This window comes from Microbacterium sp. RG1 (assembly GCF_005347485.1).
Classification (GTDB): Bacteria; Actinomycetota; Actinomycetes; order Actinomycetales; family Microbacteriaceae; genus Microbacterium; species Microbacterium binotii_A.
This window is the reverse complement of record NZ_CP034121.1, coordinates 829,083-844,556: the sequence shown is the minus strand read 5'-3', so window position 1 is coordinate 844,556 and position 15,474 is coordinate 829,083. Positions and strand designations below refer to the sequence as shown.

Annotated in this window: 15 protein-coding genes and 2 tRNA genes; 9 read left to right on the top strand and 8 right to left on the bottom strand. The window is 68.3% G+C overall.

The features are described from left to right. Positions 1–29: 29 nt before the first annotated feature. Positions 30–102, bottom strand: a tRNA-Gly gene (locus EHF32_RS04005). 148 nt (positions 103–250) lie between these two features. On the opposite strand from EHF32_RS04005, the gene EHF32_RS04000 reads away from it, so the two are divergent. Next, positions 251–326: transfer RNA gene (locus EHF32_RS04000), tRNA-Val, on the top strand. Positions 327–381: 55 nt separating this feature from the next. On the opposite strand, the gene EHF32_RS03995 is transcribed toward EHF32_RS04000, so the two are convergent. Continuing rightward, positions 382–645, bottom strand: coding sequence for a hypothetical protein (locus EHF32_RS03995; protein ID WP_137416923.1), 264 nt, complete (start codon positions 643–645; stop codon positions 382–384). A gap of 77 nt (positions 646–722) precedes the next feature. Here EHF32_RS03995 and EHF32_RS03990 point away from each other — a divergent pair, with 77 nt between their 5' ends. After that, a complete protein-coding gene (locus tag EHF32_RS03990; protein WP_137416922.1) occupies positions 723–1,379 on the top strand; it encodes a pentapeptide repeat-containing protein in 657 nt (218 codons plus the stop codon). 3 nt (positions 1,380–1,382) lie between these two features. Here the strand turns inward: EHF32_RS03990 and EHF32_RS03985 are convergent, their stop codons facing one another. From EHF32_RS03985 to zapE, 3 genes are all read right to left on the bottom strand, one after another. Next, positions 1,383–1,844 carry a type II toxin-antitoxin system PemK/MazF family toxin gene (locus EHF32_RS03985; protein ID WP_192900687.1) on the bottom strand — a complete coding sequence of 154 codons (462 nt, stop codon included), beginning with the start codon at positions 1,842–1,844 and terminating at the stop codon, positions 1,383–1,385. A gap of 95 nt (positions 1,845–1,939) precedes the next feature. Beyond that, positions 1,940–3,166, bottom strand: coding sequence for an ammonium transporter (locus EHF32_RS03980; RefSeq protein WP_137416921.1), 1,227 nt, complete (start codon positions 3,164–3,166; stop codon positions 1,940–1,942). A gap of 194 nt (positions 3,167–3,360) precedes the next feature. Beyond that, positions 3,361–4,395: a cell division protein ZapE gene (zapE, locus tag EHF32_RS03975; RefSeq protein ID WP_137416920.1), complete on the bottom strand. Its 1,035-nt coding sequence runs from the start codon at positions 4,393–4,395 to the stop codon at positions 3,361–3,363. A gap of 116 nt (positions 4,396–4,511) precedes the next feature. On the opposite strand from zapE, the gene EHF32_RS03970 reads away from it, so the two are divergent. The 3 genes from EHF32_RS03970 to EHF32_RS03960 are packed head-to-tail and all read left to right on the top strand — an operon-like array spanning position 4,512 to position 6,598. Next, positions 4,512–5,420, top strand: coding sequence for a sulfurtransferase (locus EHF32_RS03970; RefSeq protein ID WP_443189863.1), 909 nt, complete (start codon positions 4,512–4,514; stop codon positions 5,418–5,420). A 24-nt stretch (positions 5,421–5,444) separates the two neighbouring features. Then, complete coding sequence (locus EHF32_RS03965) at positions 5,445–5,885, top strand: SufE family protein (protein ID WP_137416918.1); 441 nt, start codon at positions 5,445–5,447, stop codon at positions 5,883–5,885. Positions 5,886–5,887: 2 nt separating this feature from the next. Then, positions 5,888–6,598, top strand: coding sequence for a dihydrofolate reductase family protein (locus EHF32_RS03960; RefSeq protein ID WP_137416917.1), 711 nt, complete (start codon positions 5,888–5,890; stop codon positions 6,596–6,598). Here EHF32_RS03960 and EHF32_RS03955 read toward each other — a convergent pair. Beyond that, positions 6,567–7,790 carry an alpha/beta hydrolase family protein gene (locus EHF32_RS03955; RefSeq protein ID WP_137416916.1) on the bottom strand — a complete coding sequence of 408 codons (1,224 nt, stop codon included), beginning with the start codon at positions 7,788–7,790 and terminating at the stop codon, positions 6,567–6,569. The two genes, EHF32_RS03960 and EHF32_RS03955, sit on opposite strands and share 32 nt — an antisense overlap. Before the next feature lie 25 nt (positions 7,791–7,815). On the opposite strand from EHF32_RS03955, the gene EHF32_RS03950 reads away from it, so the two are divergent. From EHF32_RS03950 to EHF32_RS03935, 4 genes are all read left to right on the top strand, one after another. Next, positions 7,816–8,403 carry a DUF3000 domain-containing protein gene (locus tag EHF32_RS03950; protein ID WP_137416915.1) on the top strand — a complete coding sequence of 196 codons (588 nt, stop codon included), beginning with the start codon at positions 7,816–7,818 and terminating at the stop codon, positions 8,401–8,403. Then, on the top strand, positions 8,396–9,592 hold the full coding sequence (locus EHF32_RS03945) for a ribonuclease D (protein ID WP_137416914.1): 1,197 nt from the start codon (positions 8,396–8,398) through the stop codon (positions 9,590–9,592). Before EHF32_RS03950 ends, EHF32_RS03945 begins: the two co-directional genes overlap by 8 nt. 73 nt (positions 9,593–9,665) lie before the next feature. After that, positions 9,666–10,871: a thiolase family protein gene (locus EHF32_RS03940; protein ID WP_137416913.1), complete on the top strand. Its 1,206-nt coding sequence runs from the start codon at positions 9,666–9,668 to the stop codon at positions 10,869–10,871. Between the two features lie 8 nt (positions 10,872–10,879). Next, a complete protein-coding gene (locus EHF32_RS03935) occupies positions 10,880–13,024 on the top strand; it encodes a 3-hydroxyacyl-CoA dehydrogenase NAD-binding domain-containing protein (RefSeq protein WP_137419105.1) in 2,145 nt (714 codons plus the stop codon). A gap of 53 nt (positions 13,025–13,077) precedes the next feature. Here EHF32_RS03935 and dxs read toward each other — a convergent pair whose 3' ends face one another. Together dxs and EHF32_RS03925 are read right to left on the bottom strand one after the other, a co-directional pair. Further along, positions 13,078–15,036: a 1-deoxy-D-xylulose-5-phosphate synthase gene (gene dxs, locus EHF32_RS03930; RefSeq protein ID WP_137416912.1), complete on the bottom strand. Its 1,959-nt coding sequence runs from the start codon at positions 15,034–15,036 to the stop codon at positions 13,078–13,080. Between the two features lie 32 nt (positions 15,037–15,068). Then, a complete protein-coding gene (locus tag EHF32_RS03925; RefSeq protein ID WP_137416911.1) occupies positions 15,069–15,437 on the bottom strand; it encodes a DUF2200 domain-containing protein in 369 nt (122 codons plus the stop codon). Positions 15,438–15,474: the final 37 nt, after the last annotated feature.

Below are 15,474 nucleotides of genomic sequence, written 5' to 3'. Positions count from 1 at the left end.
ATCTCCCCGGAGGGAGATCCCCGCACTCGAGCGGATGACGAGACTCGAACTCGCGACCCTCACCTTGGCAAGGTGATGCGCTACCAACTGCGCTACATCCGCATTTCGTTCCCGATCTCTCGGGCACTTGGAAAACATTATCCCAACTCCGACGCTTCGCAAAACCGAGACGGACCCGCGCGTGTCTCGCCGTCTGGTCAACGAGGCCCGCCCGCATCCGGTATGCTCGGTTCTCGGCCCCACGGGTCACGGGCGATTGGCGCAGTTGGTAGCGCGCTTCCTTCACACGGAAGAGGTCATCAGTTCGAGTCTGGTATCGCCCACCACGAAAACCCCCGGTTCAGCCGGGGGTTTGGCGTTTCCGGGCTATCCTCGCTTCCATCACGGAGCCCTTCGCCGAAGAATCCGGTAGCCGCTCAACGCGGCGAGGACTGCCCAGAGTGTCCAGAGGATCCACACACCCGCAACGCCCACGACCGGTGCGCTCGTGCAGTAGCTTGCGTCGGGGTCCGTACCCGAGTCATAGCAGGCCCCCTGGCTGGAGGTCGTGAGGAACAGGACGACCGCGGCGCCTACAAGGACGAGCGCTCCCCACACCAGTCCGCGGACGACCGAGCTCCGTCTTCGCGGGTTGCTCTCGCTCATGACCCGAGGCTACTGGTGAACGCGTCCGGATCGAGAGCGAGCCCCCGAGACGATCCGCGACGCGCCAGGATGGACACATGCCGTCTGCGCCGAAGCCCCCGCAGCTGAACACGCTCCATCTCGACGACCTCGTCGACGGAAGGCCCGAGGAGGTGGGTCCCGGGGCGACGCTGACCGGCAGGAGCCTGACGATCGACCACCGCTCCGCTGTCGATCTCACCGACGCGCGGCTCGACGGCGTCCGCTTCGACCGTTTCGTCGCCCCCGAGCTGCGCCTGCGCGGCGCGGGCCTGCTCGAGGTCGCGCTCGACGCGGTCGACGTCCCCGTCATGGACGCCGCGCGCACAGACTGGTCTGATGCCCGTCTCAGCGGCCGTGTCGGGGCTCTCACCGCGTACGACAGCTCGCTGCGCAGCGTCCACTTCACGGGATGCCGCCTGGGCTTCGTGAATCTGCGCGGCGCGGAGCTGCTGGATGTCCAGTTCACGGACTGCTCGATCCACGAGCTCGATCTGGGTGAGACGCGGTGCCGCCGAGTGCGGTTCACGCACACACGGATCGCGTCACTCGAGCTGCCTCGCGCATCGCTGACCGATGTCGACCTTCGAGGCGCGGCGCTCTCGGCCGTCTCGGGCATCGGCCACCTGTCCGGCGCCACGATCTCCCACGAGCAGGCCCTGGAGTTGGCGCCGCTCCTCGCCGCGCACGTCGGGATCTCGATCAGCGACGAGTGATGATCATCGCCACCCGTAGCGCGCGCGGAGAGCCTCCGCGACCCGGGCGAAGCGCACCGCGTCCAACGCGGCGCCCTCGCGCCGTAGCCCCGCGTGGGACACACTGTAGAGCTGATCCGTGTCAGCCCACGAGGGGCGGCGCTTCGGATCCCACCCGCCCGCTCCCAGAGCGACGTAGGCATCGGAGCCCGGATGCGCGCGACTGGTGAGTTTGACCGCGTAGACACGGTCGCGGCTCTGACGTGCGATGACGAGCACGGGACGGTCCTTGCCCCGCCCGTCACGTTCGGCATACGGCACCCATGTCCAGACGATCTCCCCCGCGTCCGGGATCCCATCGGGACGCGGCGCATACGCGATCCTCAGACGCCCCGCGGAACGAGGATCCACCTCGTAGGTCTGCGTGGACGCCGCGGGACGTACCAGGCGCAGGACACCGCGGCCGAGACGGGAGAGCAGACCCATCGGGCAAGCCTATCCAGCCCGACCGATGCCGCAGATGCCGAAAGGAGAGGGCGCCGCGGTGATCCGCGACGCCCTCCCCTGCTGGAGACGATGAGTCAGGACTGCTCGGCGAGCGAGTAGCCTTCCTCGCCGTGAACCGTGGAGTCCACGCCGGCGAGCTCGTCCTCGTTCTTGATGCGGAAGCCGATGGTCTTCTCGATCGCGAAGCCGATGATCCAGGCGACGACGAAGGAGTAGATCAGCACGCCCACCGCGGCGATGACCTGGAGCACGAGCTGCTCGTAGTTGCCGCCGACGAACAGGCCCGTCTCGGTTGCGAAGAAGCCGAGGTAGATCGTTCCGATCAGACCACCGACGAGGTGGATGCCGACCACGTCGAGCGAGTCGTCGTAGCCGAGCTTCCACTTGAGCTCGATCGCGAGAGCACACACAGCACCGGTGACGACACCGAGCAGCAGGGCCCAGCCGGGCGTGAGGTTGGCGCACGAGGGGGTGATGGCGACGAGACCGGCGACGGCACCCGAGGCGGCGCCCACCGAGGTGGCCTTGCCGTCCTTGAGCTTCTCGACGACGAGCCAACCGATGATGGCCGCGGCGGTCGCACCCAGCGTGTTGATGATGATGAGACCGACCGAGGAGTCCTCGGTGCCGAGCAGACCGAAGGTGCCCTCAGCGCCGGCGTTGAAGCCGAACCAGCCGAACCACAGGATGGCCGCACCGAGCATGACGAGCGGCACGTTGTGCGGCTTCGTGATGCCCTTCTGGAAACCGATGCGCTTACCGAGGACCAGCGCGAGCGCGAGCGCCGCAGCACCGGCGTTGATGTGCACGGCGGTACCACCGGCGTAGTCGATGACCGACGTCGAGAAGCCGAAGGTCTCCCCCAGCTTCATGACCCAGCCGCCGCCCCAGACCCAGGCTGCGACCGGGAAGTAGACGACCGTGGCCCAGACGCCGGCGAAGATCATCCAGGCGCCGAACTTGGCGCGGTCGGCGATCGCACCGGAGATCAGGGCGACCGTGATGATCGCGAACGTCGCGCCGTAGGTGGCACCGACGAGACCGTTGTCGTCGAGGCCGCCCAGGCCGAAGTCGGAGAAGGGGTTGCCGGCGAACGACAACGGGCTTTCGACGGCGCTCATGTTGAACCCGTAGAGGATCCACAGGACGCTGACCAGGCCCAGCGCGCCGAAGCTCATCATCATCATGCTGACGACGCTCTTGGCCTTGACGAGTCCTCCGTAGAAGAACGCGACGCCCGGCGTCATGAAGAGCACAAGTGCCGTCGCAGCGACGGACCAGGCGAGATTTCCGCTATCCATGAAATTCCTCATCCATGTCGTGTTACTCGAGGTAATCCCAGGGCCGCAGATCGGGTCGCAGCTCCTCAGGACGTCCACAGTTTGTCGAGAAGGAGTTCCAGTGGTGCGCGAATGGTGTTTCGGCTGTGTTACAGCGAGCCCGCCACGGTAAACAACAGGTTTCCCCACACCGGGAACCCGCCAGGGATCGCGGCTCAGGAGTGGGTGAGCGCGATCAGTCGTGAGATGGCGCGCAGGTACTTCTTGCGGTAGCCGCCCGCGAGCATCTCGTCGCCGAAAACCTCATCCAACGCCACGCCGGTGGCGCGGACCGGAATCTGCGCGTCGTACGCGCGGTCGACGAAGGCGACGAACCGGAGGGCCGCGGACTGATCGGTCAGCTGGTGCACGTCGCGCAGCCCGATGGTCGTCACGCCGTCGATGAGGCGGATGTAACGCGACGGGTGGACTTTCGCCAGATGGGCGATGAGGGCCGAGAACTCGTCATCGGAGACGACGCCGGCTCCGGAGGCCTCGGCGAGAGCGCCGTCGTAGGCGCCCGCGTCCAAGACGACGGCATGACCGTCCACCGCACGCTGCCGGTAGTCGACGCCGTCGATGCGCAGCGTCTCGAAAGAGGCCGACATCGCCTGGATCTCGCGCAGGAAGTCCTGCGCGGCGAAGCGCCCCTCACCGAGTGCGTTCGGCGGGGTGTTCGAGGTGGCAGCCAGTTTGGTGCCGGATGCGACGAGCTCGCCGAGCAGGCGCGTCATCACCATCGTGTCGCCCGGATCGTCCAGCTCGAACTCGTCGATGCACAGGAGGTCGGAGCCGCGGAACAGCTCGACGGTCTGCTGGTAGCCGAGGGCGCCGACGAGCGCGGTGTACTCGATGAACGAACCGAAGTACTTCCGGCGCGCGGGCATCGCGTGATAGATGGATGCCAGGAGGTGCGTCTTGCCGACACCGAAGCCGCCGTCGAGGTAGACGCCCGGTTTGCGCTCGGGGGCGCGGGGAGCGCGGCGGAACAGACCGCGCTTGGGCGCCTCGACCACGGCGCCGGCGAACTCACGAAGTGTCTGCTTGGCCTCGGCCTGCGAGGGGAAGGCATCATCCGCCCGGTACGTGTCGAAGCTCGCGTCGGCGAACTGCGGCGGAGGCACGAGGGCGGCGACCATGTCCGCACCGGTCACCTGCGGAGACCGCTCGGCGAGATGCACGAATGCGTTCTGATGAGCGGGCGAAGTCATGCGGAATCCTGTGTCACACGGTTACGGAGTGGATGCGGGTGCGGCGACGCGAACCTAGGCTCGGTCGGGCGACGTGCTCACTTTACGTGCTCGGTCGCACCCCGACTGAACAGGAGATCCCCGTGCCCGTCGACCTCGATGCCTCGTCCGAGAAGTTCACCGCCTACGCGCACCCCGAGCGCCTCGTCACCACCCAGTGGCTTCAGGACCGCCTGGGGGTCCCCGGACTCGTCGTCGTCGAGTCGGATGAGGACGTTCTCCTGTATGAGACGGGACACATCCCCGGCGCGGTGAAGGTGGACTGGCACACCGAGCTGAACGATCCCGTCGTCCGCGACTACGTCGACGGCCACGGGTTCGCCGAGCTCCTGAGCCGCAAGGGCATCTCGCGCGACGACACCGTCGTGATCTACGGCGACAAGAACAACTGGTGGGCAGCCTACGCGCTCTGGGTGTTCTCATTGTTCGGTCATGAGGACGTCCGACTGCTCGACGGTGGCCGCGACCGCTGGATCGCCGAGGGGCGGGAGATCACCACCGAGCCCGCGAACCGCGCGCGCACCGATTACCCCGTCGTCGAGCGCGACGACAGCGCGCTGCGCGCCTACAAGGAGGACGTCCTCGCGCACCTCGGGCATCCGCTGATCGATGTGCGCTCCCCCGAGGAGTATTCGGGCGAGCGCACCAGCGCTCCCGCGTATCCCGAGGAGGGTGCTCTGCGTGCCGGCCACATCCCGTCCGCGCAGAGTGTGCCGTGGGCACGCGCAGTCGCCGATGACGGCACGTTCAAGACCCGCCAGGACCTGGACGCGATCTACCGCGATGAAGCCGGCTTGACCGACGGCGAGCCGGTCGTCGCGTACTGCCGGATCGGTGAGCGCTCCAGTCACACCTGGTTCGTCCTGAAGCACTTGCTCGGCTTCGAGGACGTTCGCAACTACGACGGTTCGTGGACCGAGTGGGGCAGCGCGGTGCGCGTTCCCATCGTCACCGGCGCCGAACCGGGCGAGGTGCCCGGCCGCTAGACGCTGCGTGCGAGAATGTCGCGGATGACCGACAGCGCCCTCCCCGAGAAGCTCGCCGAGATCCGCGAGGACTTCCTCGCCCTCGCCGAACCCGAACGCCTGCAGCTGCTACTGGAGTTCTCGCAGGAGCTCCCGCCGATCCCGGCGGAGTACGAGGGCCACCCAGAGTTGTGCGAGCGGGTGGCCGAGTGCCAGTCCCCCGTGTACATCGTCGTCGATGTGGATGGCGACGGCATCGTCGCGATGCACGCCACCGCTCCGGCGGAGGCCCCCACGACCCGCGGCTTTGCGAGCATCCTCGCCCAGGGGCTGACCGGCCTCACCGTCGCGGACGCCCTCGCCGTGCCGGACGACTATCCGCAGAGCCTGGGACTGACCCGCGCGGTCTCTCCCCTGCGCATCGCAGGGATGACGGGAATGCTCCTGCGCGCGAAGCGACAGATCCAGCGCAAGAGCGGCGCCTGACCATGCACCTCACGCGGGTGGTCCCCCGGCCCATCGAACGCATCGACGCCGGTGACGACGCCGGGCTCGCCTGGCTGCGCGCCGAGTACGAGCCCAGCACCGAGAGCTCGGTGCGGCTGAACATGATCACGTCGTTGACGGGGTCTGCGACGGGCACGGACGGCACGAGCGACACGCTCTCGAGTCCCGTGGACCGCCGCATCCTCGGGGTCATCCGCGGATGGAGCGATGTCGTGGTGGTCGGCGCGCAGAGCGTGCGCGCCGAGCGATACGTCGTCCCCAAGCGCACCCGCCTGGCGATCGCCACACGAACGGGACGACTCGACGGCCACCAGCTCGCGCCCGACGACGACACCGCACGCGTCTTCCTGGTGTGCGCCGAGCGCGATGCCACCACTGTGAGGCGCAACAGCGAGAGTCTGGGGCTCGACGTCATCGCGGTTCCGGGTGACGACCTCGACCCCTCGCGCGTCATCTCGGCGTTCGCCGATCGCGGGTGGCTGCGTGTCGTCTGCGAGGGCGGGCCCACGCTCGCGTCGCAATTCGCTCGGGCCGGGGCGATCGACGAGTTCTGTGTTTCCGTCGCACCACAACTCGTGCCGGCGGCCGCGCCGTTCATCCGTGTGCCCGACGGTCACGCGCTGGCGGCTCCGCACGGTCTGCTCGTCGACGACTCCGGCTTCAGCTATCTGCGGGCTCGGCCGTCGGCGTGAGTCCCTGCGCACGCACCCAGTCACGGATGCGAGCACTCCACCGCTGCTCGTCGTAGTTCCACAGCTTGGTGTGGCGGGCGACCTCGAAGACCTCGAGCTCGACGAGGTCGGGACGCGCCTGGCGAAGATCGTGTGATGCATCGGAGGGGACGAAGCCGTCGTCGTCGCTGTGCAGGATGAGGATCGGGTCGCGTAGTTCGTCCGCCCGCGCGACGACGTCCAGACGATCGAACGGGATCGGCGCGCCGGTGCGGGTGAAAGCCGTGCCCCAGTCCGACTCCAGCGCCGAGATGGCGAGCTTGGTGACCGTGGCCGGAAGCTTCATGAGCCCTGCCTGGTAGTCGAGCACGACACGCCAATCGATGACGGGCGAGTCCAGCACGACACCGGCGATCATGTCGCGGTGCGCCGAGCTGAGCGCCAGCTGCAGGGCGATCGCACCACCCATCGACCATCCCATGAGCAGGATACGGCGGGCGCCGTTGCGGCGGGCGAAGCCGATCGCCGCATCCACGTCGCGCCACTCCGTGGCCCCGAGCCCGTACGTGCCCGTGCGGCTGCGCGGCGCCTCACCGTCGTTGCGGTACGAGACGACGAGCGTGGTGATGCCGAGGTTGTGCATGAGAGGAACGGCACGAAGACACTCCGCGCGAGTCGTTCCGCGGCCGTGGATCTGGATGCACCACACGTCCGTGTCCTGCTCGGCTGGGAAGAGCCAGGCCGGGCATGGTCCGACCGCCGAACCGATCAGCTGCGAGCTGAAGGGCAGCTGCAGTTGTTCCGGGCGGTCGAAGTACCAGCCGCTGAAGGCAGCCTCGGCGGAGAGCCTCGCATCCTGTCCGACGTGCGTCAGCAGCTTGCGTTTGACGCCGGCCTCGTTCTCGGCCAGCACGCTGCCGAGCTTCACGTAGTCCTCGGTGCCGCGGGTGAACAGGCCGTAGCGCCCCGGCAGCCCGGTGTCGTCGTTGTGCTCGAGGGTGATCGTCTGCGACGCGGGATCGAGCGCGAGGATGCGGGTGTCGGCGCGACGCCCGGCGGGCGTCACGACCTGACGCGCGACCCGGATGGCGACGGCTCCGATCAGAGCGGAGCAGAGCGCCGTCGCGGTCGCGAGAGCGACGGCTGCGCCGCGGAAGAGGGCGAAGGCGGTGGGTGAGGCGCCATGGCGGGCGGCGCGCCTGGAGTCCAACATCGTGGCTTCACTCTAGTCTGTCGCCGTGCCCTCCGACCCAGCCGCACCCGCGTCTGCACTCGACGACGCCGTCGCGCGGATCCTCGAGGTGTCGTTCCGCGAGGACCTCGTCGTGCGGCAGATTCCCGCTCCGTCCGGTATCGCCCCCGCGTCGTTCGCGCTGGCGGGCGACGTGCGGCCCGAGCCCGGTGAGCACGAGTCCGCCTTCGGCACGGGTCGCTTCCTGCTCCTGCACGACGCGTCCGAGCCGGAGCCCTGGGACTCGCCGTGGCGCATCGTGTGCTTCGCGCAGGCTCCTCTCGACACCGAGATCGGCACGGATCCGTTGGTCGCCGATGTGGCCTGGTCCTGGCTCGTCGACGCACTGCAGACCCGCGATGCGGGCTATCACGCCGCATCGGGTACGGCCACGAAGACCCTGTCCAAGGGGTTCGGGTCGCTCGCCGCAGAGGGGGACGGCGCCCAGATCGAACTGCGTGCATCGTGGTCTCCCGAGGGCGAGATCGAACGACACGTCGAAGCGTGGGCAGAATTGGTATGCATGCTCGCCGGGCTCCCGCCCGGCTCGGAAGGGATCGCACAGATCCGGGGAAGGGGTTCATCCCGTGCCTGAGTACTCCGTCATCGCCGACGAAGCAGAGTTCACGTCGGCGATCGAGAGACTCGCCGAGGGTGAAGGTCCGTTCGCTGTCGACGTGGAACGTGCATCCGGTTTCCGCTACTCACAGCGCGCGTACCTGGTGCAGATCTTTCGGCGCGGGTCGGGCGTGTTCCTCATCGATCCGCCGGCCCTCTCCGACTTCTCCGCACTGCAGGCGGTCCTCGGCACGGCGGACTGGGTTCTCCACGCTGCAAGCCAGGACCTGCCCTCGCTGCGGGAACTGGGACTGGAGCCGCCGCGCATCTTCGACACAGAGCTCGCCTCGCGGCTTCTCGGACACGCCCGCGTCGGGCTCGGGGCCGTCGTCGAGGACACGCTCGGCATCACGCTCGCCAAGGCGCACTCCGCGGCCGATTGGTCGACCCGGCCACTCCCGCAGTCCTGGCTCGAGTACGCCGCCCTGGATGTGGTGCATCTGATCGACGTGCGTGACGCACTCGTGTCGGAGCTTGCCGAGCAGGGCAAGACCGAGCTGGCCGAGGAGGAGTTCCAGGCCGTGCTGGACCGCCCCGTCAAGCCCCCGCGCGCGGATCCGTGGCGGCGATTGAGCGGCCTGCACACGCTCCGAGGGCGCCGAAACCTGGCCGTCGCCCGCGCGCTCTGGCAGGCGCGCGAAGAGCTCGCCGTCGCGCAGGACGTGTCTCCGGGCCGTCTGGTACCCGACCGCGCGCTCGTGGCGGCCGTGGCGGCGGCTCCCGACAGCAAGCGCGCTCTCGCGGCGGTGAAGGAGTTCACCGGTCGCGCGAGCCGCTCTGAGCTCGACCGCTGGTGGGCGGCTATCGAGGAGGGGCGTGCGGCGACGGACCTCCCCCTCGAGCGCGTCGGCAGCGACGCGTTGCCCCCGCCGCGGGCGTGGATCGACCGCAACCCCGAGGCCGACGCGCGCCTGAAGGCCGCGCGCCCTCTCGTCGAAGCCCGCGCCGAAGAACTGACGATGCCGACCGAGAACCTGCTCACCCCGGAACTGCTCCGACGCGTCGCGTGGGAGCCGCCGACGCCCGTCGATGCCGACACCGTGGGCGCAGCTCTTCTTGCACTCGGCGCCCGCCAGTGGCAGGTGCGAGAAACCGCACAGACGATCGCCGATGCTTTTGTGGCTTCCGTGCAATCGGTCGAGAAGGCGGCGGAGAACGCTTCGTAGGTTCGATCCAATCGGTTTTTTCCGGCCCCGAGCCCCTCCTACGTTGGAGGAAACCCCGATCATTGGAGGCAGAGTGGCCGAGATTTCGGATGTCTTCTTCGTCGACGGCATGCGTACGCCCTTCGGGCGCGCCGGCGAGAAGGGCATGTACTGGAACACCCGCGCGGACGATCTGGTGGTCAAGACGATCATCGGCGTCATGGAGCGCAATCCGCAGGTCCCCGCGGACCGCATCGACGACGTCGCCATCGCCGCGACGAGCCAGACCGGCGACCAGGGACTCACCCTCGGCCGGTCGGCCGCGATCCTGGCGGGCTTGCCGATGACAGTCCCCGGCTTCGCGATCGACCGTATGTGCGCCGGCGCCATGACGAGCGTCACCACGATGGCCGGCTCGATCGGCGTCGGCATGTACGACGTCGCGCTTGCCGGCGGTGTGGAGCACATGGGGCGCCACCCCATCGGCGCGAACGCCGATCCGAATCCGCGTTTCGTCGCCGAGCGGATGGTGGACCCGGGAGCGCTCAACATGGGCGTGACCGCCGAGCGCATCTTCGACCGCTTCCCGCACCTGACGCGCGAACGCAGCGACATGTTCGGCATGCTCAGCCAGCACAAGGCGCAGGCGGCGTACGAGAACGGCAAGTTCCAGCCCGACCTCGTTCCGGTCGCCATCAAGGACGCCGACGGCGCATGGGGCCTCGCGACCGAGGACGAAGGACGACGTCCGGAGACGACGCTCGAGCAGCTCGCGACGCTGAAGACCCCGTTCCGCCCGCACGGCCGCGTGACGGCCGGTACCTCCTCGCCGCTCACCGACGGCGCGACCATGGGCCTGCTGGCCGGCGGCGGCGCGGTCAAGGAGCTCGGCCTGCAGCCGAAGATGCGTCTCGTCTCCTTCGCCTTTGCGGGTGTGCAGCCGGAGATCATGGGCATCGGGCCGATCCCCGCCACCGAGAAGGCCCTGCGCAAGGCGGGACTCACGATCGACGACATCGGCCTGTTCGAGCTGAACGAGGCGTTCGCGATCCAGGTCATCTCGCTCCTGGATCACTTCGGCATCGCCGACGACGACCCGCGTGTGAACGCCTGGGGCGGCGCCATCGCCCTCGGACACCCCCTGGCCGCATCCGGCGTACGTCTGATGATCCAGCTCGCCGCGCAGTTCCGTGAGCGGCCGGACGTCCGCTACGGACTCACAGCGATGTGCGTGGGGCTGGGCCAGGGCGGCTCGGTCATCTGGGAGAACCCGTACTTCGACGGCAAGAAGCGGAAGTGAGTGCGACCATGACCGACTACGACGCGATCGACTTCTCCCCCCTCGACCAGTTCTCCGGCGACGAGGTCGTCACCCACTCCCCCGTGCGCGACATCCGTCTGCCCTCGGGCAAGGTGCTCGCGCTCATCACGCTCGACAACGGCCGCGACCACACACGACCGAACACTCTCGGCCCCGCGACGCTCAAGGAGCTCGGCGAGACGCTGTCCACGCTCGCCGCGCGCGCAGCCGCGGGCGACATCCACGCGGTCGGCATCACGGGAAAGCAGTACATCCTCGCCGCGGGCGCAGACCTGTCCGACGTCTCGAAGGTCCCCTCACGGGATGCCGCCAAGCTCATCGCGCAGCGTGGTCATCAGGTGCTGGGGCGCCTCGCAGAGCTCGGCGTGCCGTCCTTCGCCTTCGTGAACGGCTTGGCGCTCGGCGGCGGCGTCGAGATCGCGCTCAACTCCACCTATCGCACGGTGGACGCGTCCGCAGCCGCGATCGCTCTGCCGGAGGTGTTCCTCGGCATCATCCCCGGCTGGGGCGGGTCGTACCTCCTCCCGAACCTCATCGGCATCGAGAAGGCGCTCGAGGTGGTCATCTCGAACCCGCTGAAGCAGAACCGCACGCTCAAGCCCCGCCAGGCTTTCGAGCTCGGCATGTTCGACGCCATCTTCTCCCCGGCGAACTTCCTCGAGGAGTCGCTCGTCTGGGCCGACGGTGTCATCGGCGGGACGATCAAGGTCGAGCGCAAGAACGAGCCAGGCAAGATCGAGCGCCTCACGAAGTGGCCGATCGCCATCAAGATGGCGAGGGGCATGCTGGAGAGCCGTATCGGCACGGTCCCGCGCTCTCCCTATGTCGCGCTCGAACTCCTCGACAAGGCCAAGGGCGGCACCAAGGCCGAAGGCTTCGCGCGGGAGGACGAGGCGCTGGCGGATCTCGTCGTCGGCGATCAGTTCGCGGCCTCGATGTACGCGTTCGACCTCGTGCAGAAGCGCGCCAAGCGCCCCGTCGGCGCGCCCGACAAGGCACTCGCGAAGAAGGTCACCAAGGTGGGCGTGATCGGCGCAGGCCTCATGGCCAGTCAGTTCGCGCTGCTCTTCGTGCGCAAGCTCCGCGTGCCCGTGCTCATCACCGATATCGACCAGGCTCGGGTCGACAAGGGGGTGGCGCACATCCACGACGAGATCGGCAAGCTCGAGGCGAAGGGTCGTCTGGACGCGGACGCCGCCAACCAGTTGCGCGGACTCGTGACCGGCACGACCGACAAGTCGCAGTACGCGGACTGCGATTTCGTCATCGAGGCGGTCTTCGAGGAGGTCGGCGTCAAGCAGCAGGTGTTCGCGGAGATCGAGTCGATCGTGGCGGAGGATGCGATCCTCGCGACGAACACCTCGTCGCTCTCGGTCACCGAGATCGGGTCCAAGCTCGCTCACCCCGAGCGCCTGGTCGGCTTCCACTTCTTCAACCCGGTGGCCGTGATGCCGCTCATCGAGGTGGTCAAGACGGACGCGACCTCGGATGCGGCGTTGTCCACGGCTTTCGTCGTCGCGAAGGGCCTGGGCAAGAACGCCGTGCTGACCGCCGACGCTCCCGGCTTCGTCGTCAACCGGCTGTTGGCCAAGGTCATGGGCGAAGCCGCACGCGCCGTGTACGAGGGCACGCCGTTGCTCACCGTCGAGAAGGCGTTCGCTCCCCTCGGGCTGCCGATGACTCCGTTCCAGCTCATCGATCTGGTGGGTTGGAAGGTCGCGGCACACGTGCAGGACACGATGGCTCACGCCTTCCCCGACCGGTTCTTCGCGTCGGAGAACTTCCACATGCTGGCCGAGCTGCCGGACGTCGTCGAGAAGGACAAGAACGGACGGGTCACCGGCTGGACGAAGGCGGCCGAGAAGGTGTTGAAGCCCGCCGTGGGCACGACACCCGTTGCGGAGGCGGAGATCCTCCGGCGCGTGCAGGACGGCCTGGCGCAGGAGATCCGCATCATGCTGGACGACGAGGTCGTGCCCGAGGTGCAGGACATCGATCTGTGCCTGATCCTCGGCGCGGGCTGGCCGTTCATCGATGGCGGGGCGTCGCCCTACCTTGACCGGGAGGGAGCCTCTGCGCGAGTGTTCGGAGGGACGTTCCACACACCGCCGATCCGCGGCGTCGGCGCCTGACACGATCGGCAGGGGCGGCTCACCGAACGGTGGGCCGCCCCTGCCGCGTCGTGTCAGGAGTTGCGCGTACCGACACCCTCGTCGTCCGGAACGCGGAGATCCGCCGCCTCCTTTGACCCGCGGGCCACGGGGATCCGTGTGCCCAGCACCTGCGCGACCACATCCTGCGCGATCTTCGCAGCGGTGAGGCCTGCATCCGCGAGGATCTGGTCGCGGGAGGCATGGTCGATGAACTCGTCTGGGACTCCGAGTTCGTCGACGGCCGTGTCGACACCGTTCTCACGGAGCACCTGACGGATGCGCGTGCCGATACCGCCCACCCGGATGCCGTCCTCGATCGTGATCACGAGTCGGTGGGCGGCGGCCAGGTCGACGAGTGAGCCTGGTACGGGCACGACCCACCGGGGATCGACGACGGTGGCGCCGATGCCCTGCGCGGAGAGGCGCTCGGCGACCTCCATCGCGGTGTGGGCCATAGGCCCGATGCCGATGACGAGCACGTCGGCCGCCTGGGGCCTCACGAGCACGTCGACGCCGTCGTCCAGGCGCTCGACGGCGGGAAGCTCCTTGCCCACCGCTCCCTTCGGGTAGCGCAGCACCGTGGGCCCGTCCGAGACCTTCACCGCCTCTGCGAGCTCCTCGCGCAGGCGTGCGGCGTCACGCGGCGCGGCGATCCGGATGCGCGGCACCAGCTGCAGCATCGCGAGGTCCCAGATCCCGTGGTGGCTCGGGCCGTCGGGGCCCGTGACACCGGCGCGATCGAGGACGAACGTGACCCCCGCGCGGTGCAGGGCCACATCCATCAGCACCTGATCGAAGGCACGGTTCATGAACGTCGCGTAGATCGCGACGACCGGGTGCAGACCGCCGTACGCGAGACCCGCGGCCGACGCGGCGGCGTGCTGCTCGGCGATGCCGACGTCGTAGACACGGTCGGGGAACTGCTGCGCGAACGACAGGAGGCCGGTGGGGCGCAGCATGGCGGCTGTGACGGCGATCACGTCCGGCCGCTCCGCTCCGATGCGCGTGAGCTCCTCGGCGAACACGTCTGTCCATGCGTTCCCGGCGTCCGCGCCGAGTGTCGCCCCCGTCACCGGGTCGATGCGACCGACCGCGTGGAACTGATCGGCCTCGTCATCGACCGCCGGCTGGTAGCCGCGCCCCTTCTCCGTGATCGTGTGCACGATCACGGGAGCGCCGTAGTTCTTCGCGAGCTCGAGCGTCTCGAGCAGCGCACGGATGTCGTGGCCGTCGATCGGCCCCAGGTACTTGATGTCGAGGTTCGAGTACAGAGCCTCGTTGTTGGTGAACCGCGAGAGGAAGCCGCGCGTGCCACCGCGCACGCCGCGGTAGAACGCCCGCGCGGCCGGCCCGAGACGGGTGATGAGATTGCGGGATCCGCGATGCAGACTCTGGTAGGCGTCTGCGGTGCGCACGCGGTTGAGGTAGCGCGCCATGCCGCCGATCGTCGGTGCGTACGAGCGACCGTTGTCGTTGACGACGATGACCAGGTTCCGATCGTTGTCATCGGAGATGTTGTTGAGCGCTTCCCAGGTCATTCCGCCCGTGAGGGCGCCGTCGCCGACGACGGCGACGACGTGGCGGTCACGGCGACCCGTCTGGGCGAACGCGCGAGAGATGCCGTCGGCCCAGCTGAGCGAACTGGAGGCGTGAGAGGACTCGACGATGTCGTGCTCGCTCTCCGAACGCTGTGGATACCCGGCGAGACCGCCGCGGGAGCGCAGCGCCGAGAAGTCCTGACGACCGGTGAGCAGCTTGTGCACGTACGACTGGTGGCCCGTGTCGAAGACGATGGGGTCGTTCGGCGAGTCGAAGACGCGGTGCAACGCGATGGTGAGTTCCACGACCCCGAGGTTCGGCCCGAGGTGCCCGCCGGTGCGGGCCACGTTCTCGATCAGGAACGCGCGGATCTCCCCGGCGAGCTCCTCCAGCTGGGCGGTCGACAGGGCGCGCAGATCGCTCGGCTGGGTCACGTCGGACAACAGCGACATATCGGTTCCCTTCTCCTCGGGCGAGGCCGTCATCATCTGTTCCCTCGGGCAGCGACGGGCTCCTGCCGTAAAACCTTCACCATCGGGCGCCCCTTCGCGAGTTCGTCGACGAGCTTGTCGAGATAGCGGATCCGCTGCATGAGGGGATCGTCGATCTCCTCCACCCGGACGCCGCAGATCACTCCGGTGATCCGATCGACCTGTGGGTTGAGCCGTGCCAGAGCGAAGAACTGCTCGAGGCTCGTGCGCTCGGCGAGGTGACGGGCGATCGCCTCGTCATCGAACCCCGTGAGCCACCGGATGACCTCGTCGAGCTCGGCGCTCGTGCGCCCCTTCCGCTCGATCTTGGCCACGTAGAGCGGATAGATGTCAGCGAACGGCGTCGCGAAGATCCGGCTCATCTCCACAGGTTAGCCGCTGCAGCAGAAGACGGGCCGG

What these genes read in the sequence shown, in the direction of transcription:
- EHF32_RS03985 (WP_192900687.1), bottom strand. Translation starts at nt 1,844, where the DNA reads ATGGGTCTGCTCTCCCGTCTCGGCCGCGGTGTCCTGCGCCTGGTACGT.
- EHF32_RS03995 (WP_137416923.1), bottom strand. Translation starts at nt 645, where the DNA reads ATGAGCGAGAGCAACCCGCGAAGACGGAGCTCGGTCGTCCGCGGACTG.
- EHF32_RS03990 (WP_137416922.1), top strand. Translation starts at nt 723, where the DNA reads ATGCCGTCTGCGCCGAAGCCCCCGCAGCTGAACACGCTCCATCTCGAC.
- EHF32_RS03935 (WP_137419105.1), top strand. Translation starts at nt 10,880, where the DNA reads ATGACCGACTACGACGCGATCGACTTCTCCCCCCTCGACCAGTTCTCC.
- dxs (WP_137416912.1), bottom strand. Translation starts at nt 15,036, where the DNA reads ATGTCGCTGTTGTCCGACGTGACCCAGCCGAGCGATCTGCGCGCCCTG.
- EHF32_RS03955 (WP_137416916.1), bottom strand. Translation starts at nt 7,790, where the DNA reads ATGTTGGACTCCAGGCGCGCCGCCCGCCATGGCGCCTCACCCACCGCC.
- EHF32_RS03925 (WP_137416911.1), bottom strand. Translation starts at nt 15,437, where the DNA reads ATGAGCCGGATCTTCGCGACGCCGTTCGCTGACATCTATCCGCTCTAC.
- EHF32_RS03965 (WP_137416918.1), top strand. Translation starts at nt 5,445, where the DNA reads ATGACCGACAGCGCCCTCCCCGAGAAGCTCGCCGAGATCCGCGAGGAC.
- zapE (WP_137416920.1), bottom strand. Translation starts at nt 4,395, where the DNA reads ATGACTTCGCCCGCTCATCAGAACGCATTCGTGCATCTCGCCGAGCGG.
- EHF32_RS03980 (WP_137416921.1), bottom strand. Translation starts at nt 3,166, where the DNA reads ATGGATAGCGGAAATCTCGCCTGGTCCGTCGCTGCGACGGCACTTGTG.
- EHF32_RS03960 (WP_137416917.1), top strand. Translation starts at nt 5,888, where the DNA reads ATGCACCTCACGCGGGTGGTCCCCCGGCCCATCGAACGCATCGACGCC.